Below are 16,241 nucleotides of genomic sequence, written 5' to 3'. Positions count from 1 at the left end.
GATGTGAAGTTTCGGGTAGTATTGGTATTTAATATAGATATTAAACTCTGGACAAGGCAGCATGTATGTTTGACATTTAGCAAATTGGTGTTAAAATGGGGCCACCTTTGGTGGGCGGTTATTTTATGGCCAGTGTGGATAGCTTGGGGCTTACTGTGACTGAGTGTGCGGTGAGCAAGATTAGATCTGTGTTGGAAAAAGAAGAGCAGCCGTCTTTATTGAGGCTTTCTGTGCAAGGTGGGGGCTGTGCTGGGTTTAAGTATGAGTTCACTACTGAAGTTCGTGGTGGCAGCCTCTCAGTCGATGATGAAGATGACGATTGTGATTCTGAAATCGAGGATGTCGACGATGAGGATGAAGAAGACGAAGATGAAGAGGGCGATGTTGTAGGTGGAGCATCGGATATTGTGGTATCTGCTGAGGATGGAGTTCCCTTGTTACTTATTGATCGCTGTTCCAGGAAGTTTTTAAAGAACTCCACCATAGACTATGTTGAAGATATGAATGGTTCAAGGTTTGTTGTTAACAATCCTGGTGTAAAATTTGGTTGTGGATGTGGCAACAGCTTCTCGTTGTGATAAGCCTTCTCTTCTCTCCTTCTTTAGGCGATGGGATTGGAGTTCGTTTAAGGCACCTAAGGTCCTGATCCTTTCGCTTTTGGCGATAGCTCTTTTTCGTAGTTTGGCGTTTGAGCCTTTCCACATACCCTCTGGTTCCATGAAGAGCACTCTTCTTGTTGGGGACTACATAGTCGTTGGAAAGTATAGCTATGGATATAGTAGGTATTCAGCAGTTATTGTCCCATTGTTGACGCGAGTGCCATTTATAAATTTCAAGGGTAGGGTGTTTTATACTCCCCCTAGAGCGGGTGATGTTGTTGTGTTTCGCTTACCTTCGGATCCGAAAGTGAGCTATATAAAAAGAGTTGTAGGACTTCCTGGAGATGAAGTTCAGCTCAAAAACGGGCACCTGTACATAAATGGGAAAGAAATGAGCTATGAAAGAGCAGCTGACTTTGTTGATGGTGAGAAAGTTGTAAAGCGTTACATTGAGACCTTATACAATGGAAAGTCATATGAGGTGCTTGATGAACGCGAAAATAGCACGCTAGATAATACGCCAGTATATCGAGTGCCTGAAGGGCACATCTTTGTTCTCGGTGACAATAGGGATGATTCTCGGGATAGTCGTTTTGTTACAGAAGTGGGCAATATTCCTATAGACAACATAGTAGGAAAAGCGTTAGTAGTTGTTCTCTCGTTTCAAGGGAATGATAAGGGCTTCCCGTTTAAAATTAGGACAGACAGAGTTTTCCAAAAAGTGCGGTGAAAATGAAGTTGCTTGCTCGTCTGATGGGTTTATGTAGATCGATGCGGTCGATGCTGCATGGGTTTCTACTTACCTTTCTTGCAATGCTGAAACCAAAAGTTACGCTTGGATATCCGCTCGAAAAGGGGCCCTTAAGTACCAGGTTTCGTGGTGAGCATGCGTTGCGGAGATACGATAGTGGGGAGGAAATTTGTATAGCATGTAAGCTGTGTGAGGCGATTTGCCCTGCGCAAGCCATTACCATAGAAGCTGGTGAAAGGGATGATGGTGGTCGTAGAACGACCAGATATGATATTGACATGACCAAGTGCATTTATTGTGGCTTTTGCCAAGAGGCGTGCCCTGTTGACGCAATTGTGGAGGGGCCAAATTTTGAATACGCTACCGAAACTCGGGAGGAGCTCATGTACAACAAGCAGAAGCTATTGTCCAATGGTGAGGTATGGGAAGACGCTATCAGGTATCGTATCAGCAAGAACAGGCCTTACTATTAGTCGAAGATAGCTGATTTATTCTCAGTTTTGCGTTTCCTTCCCTAAGCATTGTGAGGCGGTGTCTAGCCACATTTAATGAGATCATAATCATATCGCTCAAGGCTGGAGCGCTACGGCGTCCCACGTACGAACACGTCAAATTCTTTTGCGGATATCCTAGTGTATCCTGATGAATATGCGTTTAAATTCTCGGCAGAAGCGCGTGTAAGTGAACTCAGTAAGGTCTGCTTCGTGATGAAATCCATCCATGCTTCCAGGGCGTTGTCAGTATCGCTATTATGCGTCACAATTACTGCTTCAGCCATACTTAGCATGCTTAAACCATGGTCCTTGCGAGCTTGTTGTATCAGCCTTACTATGTCACGGGCGATTCCCTCTAGCAAGAGCTCGTGGGTTATTTCTGGATCTATGGTTACCACTCCTATCGTAGCTCCGTGTGAGATAATGGGGCATGAACATTTATCGGTCACCCTTAGATTCATTGAGAACTCGTCTTTATGTACGATGCAACCTTCATCCTGTGTATTGCCAAGCAAAAGATCCCCATTGTTGAGGACCTGCCAAGACCCTTGTTTCATGAGTGGGATTATACTCTTCACTTTGTCTGGGATTCTTTTCCCCAGCATAGAAAAATTCAGCTTAAGGTCAAAATTCGCAACAGTAGCTGCGTCTTCCGAAACAGTAAGTTCCTTTATGTTTACTTCTTCCAGAATGACTTTTCTGTATTCTGGTGGCAAGTTTGCAAGTTCTGGGCACATATAAGGATAGATACGCAGGCTTTTTAGCGGCTGTCTGACGCGTAGGCAATGAGCATTCCTAAGGGATAAAACATGGCTACACACATCCATAGCCAGCTGCATATTTTTCGTGTTTTCCAGGTGCTTACTACTAATTTCTCCCAGTGCGTTATAGTCTGGAAAATCTGTTAAATGCACCGATTCTTCAAGTCCAAAGTCAAGGCCCAACCATATAGCTTCTGAGATAAATGGCAAAAACGGTGCAGCAACACGGACGAAGTAATACAACACGGTGTACAGCGTGTCATATGCGCTAGTCTTATCTTCAGATTTTTCAGAAGACCAAAAGCGCTCTCTACTCCTACGGATGTACCAGTTGTTCAACTTGTCAGCAAAATGCACTAGCTCCGCACATGCCAGCTTGATGTCGTATGGATCGTGAGTTAAACCCTCTTTTTCGTTCCTATTTTGCGCTTCCATAGAGCCTTTTACCTTTTTCACTAGCTCCATGCACTCGAAAAGAATGTATCTGTCCATGATGTTGCCTAGATGGTCAATTGTATCAAGCAACTTACCACGAACGCCGTCTGCATTCGCGTATACCGTGAAGAAACAATAGCTATTCCAAATAGGTTTTATGACACCACGTAGTGTATCTCGTATCATCTCGCCGCTCTTATCCAGGAGCATGTCTCCCCCAGTGGATACGGAGCTGGAAAGCATGAGAAAGCGCACCGCATCTGCCCCGTATCTTTCGAACATTTCCATTGGGTCAGGATAGTTGTTTAGCCGCTTCGAAAGCTTCTGCCCTTCTATGTCTAGTACTACACCATGGCAAATGCAGTTCTGGAACGGGTTTTTATCAAATATGCCTGTAGACAAAACAAACAATGTGTAAAACCAACCGCGGGTTTGAGCTATGTACTCAGTAATGAAATCGGCTGGGAAATTTGCCTCAAACTTCTCCTTGTTTTCAAAGGGATAGTGCACTTGAGCATAGGGCATTGAGCCAGACTCAAACCAGCAATCTAAGACATCAGGCACTCTGCGCATCATCGACTTGCCAGTGGGATCATCAGGGTTTGGGCGCACCAGCTGGTCTATATATGGCCTATGTAAATCTTCTATCGGGCCAAAATCTTCTTCCAAGGCGCGAACATCAGGGGAAAACTTCTTTATCGAACCATATACATCTATTCTTGGATACTCAGGATTGTCGGATTTCCACACAGGAACTGGCGCTCCCCAGAATCTGTTTCGCGAAATGGACCAATCTTTGGCTCCAGCCAACCACTTGCCAAACTGCCCATCCTTAACGTGATCAGGTATCCAGTTAACATTGTCGTTCAGTTCAGTCATGCGTCTTATGAGCTTGGTCACTTCCACATACCATGATGACATAGCTCGATAGATTAGAGGCGTGTCAGTCCTCCAGCAGTGGGGGTAGTTATGAATATACTGTCCAGTTTCAAACCATGACCCTCGTTCTTTTAGATACTTTATTACCGGGTCATTAGCCTCGAACACATTTAACCCCGCAAAATGCGTGATAACCGAAGTATAGTTTCCCGCGTCATCTATTGGGCATATTACTGACAACAGACGCGAAGCCCCTCCCGTGACATTTGGAATGTTGTATCTCTTGCACAAAATAAAGTCGTCTTCTCCAAAGCCCGGAGCTATGTGCACGATTCCAGTTCCCGCGTCTTCAGTGAAAAACTCAGCATCCAATACCTGAAAGGCATTTTCACAATCTGCTAAATATGGAAATAGTGGCTTATACCGCGTTGATACCAACTGCTTTCCATCAATCTTGGCAAACTCTACGTTATCCAGGTTGTTTTTTTTACAGAATAGCTTAAATTGCTCTTGATATCCCTCTGAAAATATCAGCATTTCTTTGTCAATCACCGCAGCTATATAGGTTATGCTGGTATTTATGGCCAACGCCAAATTAGCCACTAGCGTCCAGGGAGTTGTTGTCCATGCCAGGAGCTTGTAAGACTTTATATCACTTCTCGCAAAAGCAGGTTTTTCCTGTAGTTCAAACTTTACTGTTACGGTCTTACTTACTTTCTCTCTGTAAGCGTTGTCTATCTTAGTTTCAAAGTTCGATAGAGGCGTTTGGCATGCCCAGCTATATGGAACAACCCTCAGTGACTCGTAGACCAGCCCCTTCTTCCATAGCTCATGAAAGGCCCAGATAACTGATTCCATGAAGTCCTTATCCATGGTTTTGTAGCCGTTTTTAAAGTCAACCCAACGGGCTTGTCTAGTAACATAATCCTGCCACTGTTCAGTAAATCTCATTATAGAACTTCTACAATGGTCATTAAACTTCTCTATCCCGAAGTTTTCTATATTTGTTCTACCAGATACTTTGAGCTCCTTTTCGCTCAGCATTTCTACGGGCAGGCCATGGCAATCCCATCCGAATCTTCTTTCTACTTTATAACCTCTCATAGTCTTGTAGCGTGCTACTACGTCTTTTATGAAGCCAGTGAGCAGATGCCCATAGTGCGGCAACCCATTGGCAAATGGAGGGCCATCATAGAAGACATAGCACTTATCAGCTGGTCTATTTTTTACGGATTTTTCAAAGATTCTTCTGCTGTCCCAGTAGCAAAGTATCCCCTTTTCTATGTCAGGAAATGCGGGGCTACCACTTACGTCTGGATAACGTCTCACGACCATTTTCCTATGTACTTCTTAACTCCACAGTATACTGACATTTCGTCAGGATTTAAAGTTATTTTTCCTATAGGAGGGGAAATCAGCGGTTTGCAACTTATGGTATGCACTAAAAAAAATGCCAGATGTTGATGTTTGATAAAGTGCTATTTTAATGGCAAACAGTGGGTGTTTTCCTGCGCCATTTTGAGCTATCCTTGACACTATGTTGTCCGCGGTGCGCTTATCATTTCGCGACCTAAGTGGCGCATTGTTAGATTCCCAAGAAGAATTCAGATCATCATGCAGAGCCGCACTGTTATTATACAACTGCATTATAGGACAGGAAGTATGCCACTTTTTTGCAGACTGCCGCTTGCGAGGTCCTGCAGGTGATCAAAGTGCGGTTGTTTCCATTACGTAGCGTAGACATTGTTTTTGATGAATAATTGCGCTCAGCTTGTAAAGCGTCTGGATATGGCCTCACGCTTCCGTATTTCCAAGTTAAATACGATGATCAGGTTCTATTTGGACGTATCAATATCAGCTATAAAGTTAAAGTTTAAATTTAGATAATAACATACTTTTAAAATCGATATTTTAAGCCTTAGCCAACATTAATAGCTCACCTCATATATTATATATAACCATCTGTAAAATACCAAAAATTTCCGTATAATTAGCCCATGCTACTGGCATTTCCTGTAGCTTTTCATCCTAGATATTAGTTTGAGAATACTAGAGCCTGTGTGTATCATTTGCTGTCCTTTATCCTAATTTTAGAGGTTTTTATGGGAGTTAAAGAAGGAGGTAAGGCTCCGGGATTTTCTGAGCAAGATGCTATGAGCGCATCGCAGTTTTTGTTGCCTCATCTGGGAAAAAGCAATGTTGTTTTGTATTTTTACCCTAGGGATGATACTCCGGGGTGCACAAGAGAGGCGGAGGGCTTTCGTGATGCTCATGCAAGATTTCAGGGCTTGAGCACTGTGATTATAGGTGTGTCTAAGGACAGCATAAGCTCTCACGAGAATTTTCGCAAAAAACATGAATTGCCTTTCGATCTTATAGCAGACACTGATGCGCAATTGGCCATTGCGTACGGTGTTTGGGTGGAAAAAAGCATGTTTGGCAAGTCTTACATGGGTATAGAAAGGTCCACCTTTTTAATAGACAAAGACGGCATCGTAAGAAAAGCTTGGAGAAATGTTAAGGTTTCTGGCCATGTGGAAGAAGTGCTTGGTACTCTTGCCGAGATTTAATTTTTGCCAAGCGGTGGCTAAGTGAGTTACGGGATGTTTCAAAAGAAAAAACAGGTAAAAATCCGGCTGCATTATAATGAAATGTCGCTAAAGGAGGGGTGTAGTCTCACTCTCAAGGGAGATCAAGCTCATTATGTACGCGATGTCATGAGGGCAAAGCCTTCCGATGCAGTTATGCTTTTTGACGGTACTTACGGTGATTGGACTTGTATAATAGAAGAGATTTCACGCAGTGGGGTTTTGCTGAGAGTGGAGGCTTTGTCTGGAGAGTATATGAAAACTCCCGACCTCACTCTGTGCATATCTCTTATCAAGCCTGATACCATGCGTAGTGTGGTGCGGCAAGCCACAGAGATGGGAGTTACCGTCATACAACCGGTGCTTACTGAGTATTCCTCTGTGAGGAATATAAACATCCAAAAGTGTTGGAAATGGGCTGTCGAAGCTGCGGAGCAGTGTTGCAGGCAAGATGTTCCGGTGATTAAGGAAACAATGGGCTTTTACGATCTGAGGGATTTGGAAAGTCAGCTGATTCTATGTGATGAGACAGGCAAGGGTGAAGCTCCAGCTAGAGTGTTATGTGGGGTGGAAAATTTAGGCATTGTTATAGGACCAGAAGGCGGTTTTTCTGAAAAAGAACTTTTGTATTCAGAGGCCTTTGCCGGAAAAATGTCTCTAGGATCTAGGGTGCTAAGAGTTGACACTGCAGTAGTAGCAGCACTTTCGTATGTTAATGAGCATTGCTTGTCATGAACGCACGGTGTTGCAGCGCCGAGTCTTTACAGCGGTTTTCTCGCAACACAAGCCATAAGCTAAGCCAAAGTAAGTGTGGGTACAGCTGTATTTTTAAAGCCTGTCGTAGCAGCGGTAACCTTTACATAGTGCTGTATTTGTGGTGTTTCCCGGACTTGGGCGTTTTTTTGTTAGGACAGAAATTTTGTTATGACTTCCTAGTCTTGGGCCATAAGGTTTGCCTTTAATCAAACGTGCGTAGCATCTATATGGCGAGTTGTGCACACGTTCATTGGAATTGCTTTTATATGGTCGTTCTTGTTTTCTATAATTTTCCATAGAAGCATTCATAAACCGCATAGTGGTGGTTTATTTGGCCTAAGGCCTGGGCCTGATGGCATGTGAGCTTTTACGGTGCAAGCAATTTAGAGTTGCCGTAATCCACCTGACGTGATACGTATAATAAGAGTGTGTGGTCCCCGCTCGCGAGTAGGGCGTTTGTAAGTGCTTTATTCTGTTAGCTTGAGGGATTACAGCGTTCATTTTTTGGCGATGTGGACAGTTGGCTTGTTATTATGTGAGCCTCAGTCACGTGGGATGTCGCTATTCTTTAAGCAGTTTTTTTGGTGTATCAGATGGCTAAGTTGTGTTTTGCTATCCGTCCTAATGGCGGTGACCGTGAGGTTGATTTTCCCTCTGCTGGTGAGTTGTCATTTTATAGAGACTCGAGGAGCAATCTACTGGGGTCAGTTCGACTTTCAAGGGACGGCGTGGTCAAAATAGGCAATAACCAGGACTACCAGGCCGTGGACGCGTATTTTTTGCAACCGGATTGCTGCTACAAGGTAGAAGACTCCGTGCCTAGGCTTATTCTCGATACAGATGCCGATTCCTTATTTGCATCGTTGTGTGCCAAATATTCGAACGTTGTGAAGATTCAAGCTCCAAGGATTGCTGAAGATAACGTACGTGCCACGGTAAAACTTTGTGCGGAGGGTCCAGAGGGGCTGAAAGGTATTTTTGGTTTCATTAGTGATGCGCTGTCTAGTGGTATCAAGGGCCTAGACTCCTTTACTGGGGCGTATAAGACGGATAGCATTTTAACGCTAAAGATGGTATCGGCATGTGGCAAATTTATCGGTCGCTACATAGATTGGTACATCAAGAGGGCTGCTATCAGCGGAGCTGCTTCACTTGAAGGTGGTGTCTTCCGGTTTAGCACTCAGTTTTTCACAAGCTCTCTTGACGGACTTGCATTGCTTCATGATGAGCGCGAATACGGGGTGCTTTCACTCCTCTTGAATCATGCCAAATCTTTTCCATGCATGTCAAAAGAGCTGCATAGGGCATTTGTCTCTGATGCCTCCAAGGTAATTGGAGGAATGGAGGGTATAACTGAGAGCTTCAATGACTCAGAATTTACGTATTTGTCCAAACGGTCGTTTGCCAATGCGTGTGCTGCGGGCGTTTCCTCATCGGGGGCATTGACCCGTAGCCGTCTAGTTAAGCATGTAGAGGAGTTTTTAGAGTCTGGGGGTGGTGTTCACTCTAAAGAGACTATTAAGGAGGTAATAGAAGCGTTAGCGATTGATAAGGCTCTTGCCGGTAGTGATGATACATTAAGCTTGGAGGATTTGGATAGAATCACAGGAATTGATGAGGGTTTTTTAGAAACATGCAAAAAATACGAGCATGTGGCCTCAAGGCTAAAGTTCCTTTCTGGATATCACATAAGTATTGCAGATGCGTATGAACCTGAAATTCAGGACGTGAGCGTACTCTCTGGCTTTTTATCTATGTACAATAGAGCTTACGATCTAGCAATCGGCCAAGGGCTTTCCGGAAGTGAGATTCTGGGTAATGCTTTAAGTGGAAAGCCTTGGAGTGATGAGCAGAAACAGAAAGTGGTAAAAACGGCATTTGCGGATTTTTGTCTTGCGGAAGTATATTTTAGACTTCTTACTGCAGAGCCAACGCCAAGTCAGGTCAATATCATAAGTTTTGGTGACAGAGTTATGATTGACAGCAGGATGAGTGGTATACACGTAGGAGGTTATGGCGATGTGGTTCCCGCGGATGATGTGCTTATGGGAAAGATAGATAAAACAGCTGTGAGTGATACGCACTCGTATGGCAAGAAGAGAGGCGCGGAGTTTATTCGTAAGTATTGTTTCATTGTCACTGTTTCCGTTGCGCTTGTAGCATTGATAAGTGTTGTAGTTCTTATATGTGTTCCTGGTGTAGTGTCAAGTGCTGTTGTCCCGTGGTTACTTGTGCCGGTTGCTTTGATTGCGGTAGTTGCTATTGGATGTTCTGCAGCGTTTCCTATCTTACCTAAGGATAAGGCAGCTTCTGGGGCGAAAAATCCTGAGCTGTACCTGTGTATTAATTCCAGAAATGAAACCGTATTTAGAACGTTTAGTGCGTCTTCAAATCCATCTGAATTTGGGTTTAACGGAAATAGTTTAAGTGTCGATGGTTCGACTATCCCGTCTCATAAGTACAAAATATCACTTGTTGATTCGAACGCTGCATTGCCTGATAGGTGCACACTCTTTAGAATCGAGGGTGCGGAGGGGCAGAAGGAAGGATTGGCATTGCTTAGTGCCTTAGCGAGCACTGCAGGAAGTATGAAAATTGCCAAGCTGTCCATTACAGCAGCACTACCATCACTTAAGGCGGGTTACGTACTAAAATGTCAGTTTCAGCTTGCTACTAGGGAATCCTACTTGCGTTTATTGGAAGTTTTTGCCAAGGCTAATCGTCCTGATATTCCGCTAGCATATCTTGACTCATATGTTTCAATGGCTTCTATGGGTAAGGGATGCCGGGGTTTATCGGAGGATTTTCTTAAATGTCTTAAATGTGGTGCGTATAGACTCTTGTGTAATGACCAAAGCTATTGGAGAACTTTTGACACCATTTTGGAGCATTGCTCTGAGCATATAGTTGGGGACAGGAAGGAGTTTGTTGATAATATTGTGCTTCTCTGGAAAAACAATAAGGAGCCGGTGAGGGGACTTTCTTCTTGTGTTCATTCACTGTGTGCCTTCTCGCCCGGTTTTCCGTTCGATCATCAGAAGTTCTCGCATAGGTTTGAGCTTGCAGATAAAGATTTTGACAGTTTCAGTCAGAGCTTTTCAGAGGAAGTATTAGTAGATTTCGTCGAACTTTTTCACTCCCTGGATGGCAAACGTCTATCTCAAGAAGAGGCTGTAGAACGCGACAGGGGGGAGTCAATTCCGGGCGCTATTACTAGTTGTAGCATTGTCGGATTGCAGAAGTCCAGATTGGTTGCTAATCTTTAAAATTTTTATGAAGTGCAGCTTTTTGCCGTTTTTCTGTCAAAGTATATGGGGCTGTTTGTTATTGTGGGTTTTGCTAGCATTGCGCAGCAGAAAAGCCTTCTGTCAAGAGCGTAATTCTGCCGTCACCATAGAGGTGTCGGCTTACGTGTCTTTTTCTGGTGTTTTTCCACTTTTTTTTCCTGCCTTAGGAGAAGGGCTGTCTTGACCTCGCGTTAAAGTGGCTATAATGAATGAATCCAAGTCTCCCCCCATAACGGCGTCGACATTTCCTGTTTCATGGCCGGTTCTGAGGTCCTTTACCATCCTATAGGGGTGCATCACATACGATCTTATTTGGTGACCCCATCCAATCTCACATTTGTTTTGATGATTTTGCGTCATCTGCCGTTCTTTCTCTTGCAGCTTTATTTCGTAAAGACGACTTTTCAGCAGTGAATACGCTTCCGCGCGATTCTGGTGCTGCGATCTACTGTTTTGGCATTGTACAACCATTCCAGAGGGGATATGGGTTATTCTTACTGCGCTTTCGGTTTTATTGACATGTTGGCCGCCAGCTCCCGACGCCCTATAGGTGTCTATTCTTAAGTCCTTTTCCAGGATTTGAATGTCTATGTCATGCTCAACTACTGGTGATACCTCTACACTAGCAAAGCTGGTATGCCGTCTTGATGAGGAGTCAAACGGCGATATTCTTACCAACCGATGGACTCCACTTTCCGTTTTGGCCCACCCATAGGCTCCTTGTCCTGATATTTTCAGTGTTACGGTTTTTAGTCCGGCCTCTTCGCCTTCGATAGAGTCAACAATTTCTACATTGAATTTATGAAATGCTTCTGCCCACCGGGTGTACATGCGTAACAGCATGCATACCCAATCATTGCTTTCAGTTCCTCCTGCGCCAGCGCGTATGTTCAGAAAGCATCCACTGCCATCGGCCTCGCCACTGAACATACATTCAGCTTTCTTTCTCAATATTCTTTCTCTTAGCTCAGACAACCCTGCAGCGAGCTCGGCAATGAAACCTTCATCGTCATCATCAGCAGCTTCTACAAGTTCCGACAGATCACTACACTCTCTCTCCAGGGTGCGAAAGGAATCCAACGCATCAAGGACTTTCGCTCTCTCACCTAAAACAGAACGCGCCCTTTCAGAGTCATTCCACAGAGATTCCGATGCACAAATAGCCTCCAGGTTTTGCAGCTCAGACTCTAACCGAGAGACGTCAAAGACACCTCGCTACAGAGGCCAACTCGCCGTTTAATTTTCCTATCTCTTCTAAGATTACAGATTTTACATTCATGAGAAACTAATCCTAGCAACACACACTTTCAAACTTTATTTGACATTAACCTACTGAACACTATGCACAGCAAAGCCAGGCACAACAGCAGCTTTAACATAAACGCCACAATGAGGAAACTAGTCGATGCTAACAGATAGCTCCCGAAAAAGCAAGGAGCGTAAGCAGACCTCAGTGCAAGCCAAATCTTGCGATTAACTTATAGCTCAAAATCCCCCTCAACGTATTGTACGTCGTCGTTGTCTTCTAGGTCTTCTAGGAAACTTATCAGCTTAGCGCATGCATCATCAGAAGAAGGTTTAACACGCTGCTTTGGCCTCCACGACAAACGTGCAACCACACCGTCTGAAAACTTCTCGTATAGCCCATCCCTTATTTTGCCAAAATCCTCAACGTTACATATAACGTTGAAAACTCTATCCTCACCCTCGCCATGCTCTTCTAGATCTATTGCCCCCATGCTAGTCGATTCATCGAACAAGGCATCAAAGCTCTCAACCTGATCAGCGCTGTATACTATCAGTCCAACGTGGTCAAACAGATAAGTGATACAACCACGTTCACCAATCTTCCCGCCGTGCCTAGTAAAAATGTGCCGCAACTCCCCAGCAGTACGATTTCTGTTATTACTTAGGGCTTGCACCACAATTGCAGTGCCCCCAGGGCCATAACCTTCGTAAGTCACCTCCTCATAACTATCATCGGCAGCACTTCCCTGTGCGCTTTTAATAGCAGCCTCTATCCTGTCTTTTGGAAGATTTTCAGCTTTTGCAGATGCTATTGCAGCTCTGAGACGCGGATTAAACTCAGGAGAAGGTGACCCGCTGCGTGCCGCCACTATGATCTCCTTTCGCAGCTTGGTGAACAACTTAGATCTCTTAGCATCCTGAGCGCCCTTGCGGTGCTTTATATTTGCGAACTGCGAGTGACCAGCCATAATCTCATCCCACAATGCACTATAATGTGGCAGTAAACACCAACAGTCTAAGTCTTCTGCTATCCTTATGCAATAACTATAACAGAGGATTACCAGTATTTTAACAGGAGTGGCAATAACTATTATCCTGGTTTTGTTCGCTGAGGAGCGCATCTAAGCAGTTTTTTGTTTTGTATCGATTGTGATACTTGCATTTGTGGTAGAGGGTTTTTAGCGCCACATACACTTGATGTCAGCGATGAGGATATGACTTGTAACATGGCTGTAGAAGCGGGCTTACTTATTGTAAGCTGAGGCAACATATTCATGTTTTGCTGGGCTATCGACCTTAGCGATAGTCCTAGTTCTTGTATGTAAGTAATGGGAGCACCTTCATCACAGTACAAAGAGATTTGCAGTGTGGTTGGTAGACTGTTAGAAGAGACAGTAAGCTTACTTAAATGTGAGTATGAACAGCATTTGAGACACCTGGCAGCGTTTTTTTTGATGATCTGAAAGAACTCAGGAGCGTTGATTTTGGGATTACTTTTGATTTTCTGCGGGGTTGTCAGTTTGTGTCCATTTACATGGTATTTTCATAGCTGTATTTGACTACTATAGGGTAGGTCGGTCCTACAAAATGCGAATTTTGCTTTAAGCCAATGATTGCACACTAGATGCAGGAGTATTAGTGAGGTTAGCTTATAAAACTTGGTTCGATGGCCATCATGGCCAAGGTGCGCAGCCTGGTAAGAGATATGTATTGTGTTCTACTGTTAATTGCGGCTGGCCGATAAGTGTATTCAACGGAAAATGCAATATTCAAGGCATGTAAAACGCAAATTTTGAATGTTTGTTATGCGTGAAAAAAGTCATGAAACACGGTATTAGTTTCTGCGGTATAAGATGCAAACTTTGCCGATGTTTAAAAGCTGTAATAATTCTTTGCCAGAACCAAATCAAGGAGCATGGCACGCTTGCTGGTATTTCTAAAAGCCATTTGCAGAGCTGTGAATGGGAATAAGGCCAAACAAATCCATGAAAAGATCGCAGTTAAGCAAGAGCTAATTACGGTATCATGACAAGAAAGCACCTTGCATGTTTTATTGCGGCTAAACATAAGAGTTTCGATTTATGACTAAGTGTTTACGATGTAGTAGCCAATTAGTTGGGGTATATCCCAGAATTTGTATACTATGTGGCATGAGGTTTTAGTGGATGCGCAGGGCACTCCGCTATAAGGCGTGTCTTCCTCAGAATAAGTGGGTTTCATGTCGCAGACTTAGCGGAATTTCTCTTCTGTTGATCATCAATTTGAGCGAAATTATGGGTACTGCAGATTTGTGTGCCAGCTATAAGAAAAAAGCCCCATGTTCAGCGCATTACCTTGGGATATTTTCTTACAGTGGAAACCAAGTGAGTTTACTTTCGAATACTAGTGTAGTGAGATGTTTAGATGCTTATGTACTGGAAGACGCTTTTGTATGCAGCTAGCGTCATGCTAAATGTTTGTCCCTGATATTTTATGTTACGGTTGTTGGTATTATATTTCAGCTACTGGCTGTGTACACGTAGATGCTACAGCATGCTAGCGTGCGTTAGGAGACCTATGCCACATGAATGAGTCCCACGCTCTTACTTCCTGCTGATCGTACTTTTATGTGGTTATTGTAAGTAGACTTTCAGCTAGTGGCAAAGTGTTCAAGTGGATGCCTTGGCATGCTGGTGCGCTTGCTACCTATGCTACGCGGATGAGCACCACGCTTCAGTTATTGCCTCTTGGGATGCTCTTATGTGGGGTCGTCAAGTAACCGTCCAGCTGTTCCTGCGCTAGTATCCATGTAGATGTTTTAATAGGTCTCCCGAACGCTTATGTATTACGGCTGCGACATTAAGCATCCCTCCTTCGTCAAAATGGTTGCCTATGACTTGCAGCGACATCGGATTGCCTGAGCTAGATAGTCCAGCAGGAACAGAAATTGCCGGTAATCCCGCCAAACTTGCGGGGACTGTGTACACATCGTTATAGTAGATGTCGATAGCGCTCATTTTTTCGTCTATGCCTATAACACTTCGAGGTACGGCAACTGTGAGTATGAAGTCTACTTTCTTGAACGCCTCAGCAAAATCTTTAATGACTGCATGCCTGATCTGCTGCGCTCTGCGGAAATAGGTATAATAACATCCTAACGACAGCACGTGTGCACCAATCAAGATTCTCTTCTTTACTTCTTCTCCAAAATTGGTGCTCCGTGTTAGCTCATACATCTCGTCAACGGTTTCGCCTTCATTGCGCGTACCGTATCGTATGCCATCATAGCGTGATAGGTTAGACGAAGCCTCTGAGGGGGATATTATGTAGTAAACTGGCAATGCATACTTGGTGTGTGGCAAGCTTATATCTACAATTTCAGCACCGCAATCCTGCAGAAATTTTATGTTTAAATCCCACATCTTGGCGGCATCTTCTTTTTCCTTATTGTCGGGAATTGCACACTCCTTTGAAATGCCGATGCGCTTTCCCCTAATGTCGTAATTTATTCGTTCCAAGAAGTTAGGGACGTCAACTTTTGCGGATGTGGAGTCTTTTTTATCATATCCACAAATAGCCTGTAACATTACCGCAGCATCTTCCACGCTGCGAGTAAGCACCCCCGCCTGGTCTAATGAGCTTGAAAATGCTATCATGCCCCACCTTGAGCATCTGCCATATGTAGGCTTTGCTCCGACGATACCACACAGCGCCGCAGGCTGCCTAACGGAGCCCCCAGTATCACTTCCTATTGCACCAATGCAGAGAAGCCCTGCTACTGCTGCACTGGACCCCCCTGATGACCCGCCGGGAATCAGGTCTTCGCCATTTGGCCCCTTCCACGGATTTTTTACGGGTCCAAAGCAGCTATTGAGATTTGAGGACCCCATGGCAAATTCATCCATGTTGAGTTTTCCCATCATTACTGCCGAGTTTTCCCATAGTTTAGAAGAGACAGTAGACTCATATGTGGGTACGAAGTCCTTCAAGATATTTGAGCAAGCCGTAGTGCGTGTTCCTTTTGTGCAAAATAGATCTTTCACTCCAATGGGCATTCCGGCCAATGGAGATATTTCTTCCCCTCGGTACAGCAGACCGTCCACTTCCTTTGCTTGCTTTAAAGCCAAATCGGCCGTTTTTGTAACAAATGCGTTCAGCTGCTCGTTTTCCATCTCCTTTACATATGCTTCAACGAACTCAGACGCGGAAAAATCTCTTTTTTTTAAATGATCATGTGCTTCCAATATCGAAAGCTTGAGCAGCTCTTTCTTCATATAAAATAGGCCACAAAGTGCGCAGATGTGATGGGAGGTTAACACACTTTGAGCACAAGGCAACTGATTTAGTCAATGCTGTGTACTATAAGTAACAGCTCACCCTACGCGTGGTCTATGGCGGAACTACTGCAAGGATAAAGCTTTTATGCATGACTACATTTCAGAAATGATTATGCGCGCGCAGCAT

The 16,241-nt window shown here is 44.1% G+C and carries 10 protein-coding genes; 6 read left to right on the top strand and 4 right to left on the bottom strand.

Features of this window, described 5'->3' with window-relative positions; translation table 11 throughout:
* Nucleotides 1–125: 125 nt before the first annotated feature.
* From ANPL_RS02945 to nuoI, 3 genes are all read left to right on the top strand, one after another.
* The gene (locus tag ANPL_RS02945) at nucleotides 126–578 is read left to right on the top strand and encodes a HesB/IscA family protein (protein ID WP_169193633.1); all 453 of its coding nucleotides are present in this window, start codon (nucleotides 126–128) and stop codon (nucleotides 576–578) included.
* A 64-nt stretch (nucleotides 579–642) separates the two neighbouring features.
* Nucleotides 643–1,329 (top strand): signal peptidase I, encoded by a 687-nt coding sequence (gene lepB, locus ANPL_RS02940; RefSeq protein ID WP_169193632.1) that lies wholly within the window; start codon nucleotides 643–645, stop codon nucleotides 1,327–1,329.
* A gap of 23 nt (nucleotides 1,330–1,352) precedes the next feature.
* A complete protein-coding gene (gene nuoI / locus ANPL_RS02935) occupies nucleotides 1,353–1,823 on the top strand; it encodes an NADH-quinone oxidoreductase subunit NuoI (RefSeq protein ID WP_410518190.1) in 471 nt (156 codons plus the stop codon).
* Between the two features lie 110 nt (nucleotides 1,824–1,933).
* Here the strand turns inward: nuoI and ileS are convergent, their stop codons facing one another.
* Nucleotides 1,934–5,254: an isoleucine--tRNA ligase gene (gene ileS, locus ANPL_RS02930; RefSeq protein ID WP_169193283.1), complete on the bottom strand. Its 3,321-nt coding sequence runs from the start codon at nucleotides 5,252–5,254 to the stop codon at nucleotides 1,934–1,936.
* 767 nt (nucleotides 5,255–6,021) lie between these two features.
* Here ileS and ANPL_RS02925 point away from each other — a divergent pair.
* The 3 genes from ANPL_RS02925 (at nucleotide 6,022) to ANPL_RS02915 (ending at nucleotide 10,529) form a co-directional block, all read left to right on the top strand.
* Nucleotides 6,022–6,489 carry a peroxiredoxin gene (locus tag ANPL_RS02925; RefSeq protein WP_169193282.1) on the top strand — a complete coding sequence of 156 codons (468 nt, stop codon included), beginning with the start codon at nucleotides 6,022–6,024 and terminating at the stop codon, nucleotides 6,487–6,489.
* Between the two features lie 33 nt (nucleotides 6,490–6,522).
* Nucleotides 6,523–7,242, top strand: a complete 720-nt coding sequence (locus tag ANPL_RS02920) for a 16S rRNA (uracil(1498)-N(3))-methyltransferase (protein ID WP_169193281.1) — start codon at nucleotides 6,523–6,525, stop codon at nucleotides 7,240–7,242.
* A gap of 614 nt (nucleotides 7,243–7,856) precedes the next feature.
* Nucleotides 7,857–10,529, top strand: coding sequence for a hypothetical protein (locus tag ANPL_RS02915; RefSeq protein ID WP_169193280.1), 2,673 nt, complete (start codon nucleotides 7,857–7,859; stop codon nucleotides 10,527–10,529).
* 141 nt (nucleotides 10,530–10,670) lie between these two features.
* Here the strand turns inward: ANPL_RS02915 and prfB are convergent.
* From prfB to gatA, 3 genes are all read right to left on the bottom strand, one after another.
* Nucleotides 10,671–11,829 (bottom strand): peptide chain release factor 2 gene (prfB, locus tag ANPL_RS02910; RefSeq protein WP_169193279.1). Its coding sequence is split into 2 segments (ribosomal slippage): nucleotides 10,671–11,765 and nucleotides 11,767–11,829, totalling 1,158 coding nucleotides; the frame shifts between segments, so codons are not numbered across the junction.
* Between the two features lie 199 nt (nucleotides 11,830–12,028).
* Nucleotides 12,029–12,766, bottom strand: a complete 738-nt coding sequence (locus ANPL_RS02905; RefSeq protein WP_169193631.1) for a YebC/PmpR family DNA-binding transcriptional regulator — start codon at nucleotides 12,764–12,766, stop codon at nucleotides 12,029–12,031.
* A gap of 1,809 nt (nucleotides 12,767–14,575) precedes the next feature.
* Entirely contained in the window at nucleotides 14,576–16,051 is a 1,476-nt protein-coding gene (gene gatA / locus ANPL_RS02900) for an Asp-tRNA(Asn)/Glu-tRNA(Gln) amidotransferase subunit GatA (RefSeq protein WP_169193278.1), read from the bottom strand.
* Nucleotides 16,052–16,241: the final 190 nt, after the last annotated feature.

Source organism: Anaplasma platys, assembly GCF_012790675.1.
Classification (GTDB): domain Bacteria; phylum Pseudomonadota; class Alphaproteobacteria; order Rickettsiales; family Anaplasmataceae; genus Anaplasma; species Anaplasma platys.
The sequence above is the reverse complement of the archived record's forward strand: the minus strand, read 5'-3'. Positions and strand labels throughout refer to the sequence as shown.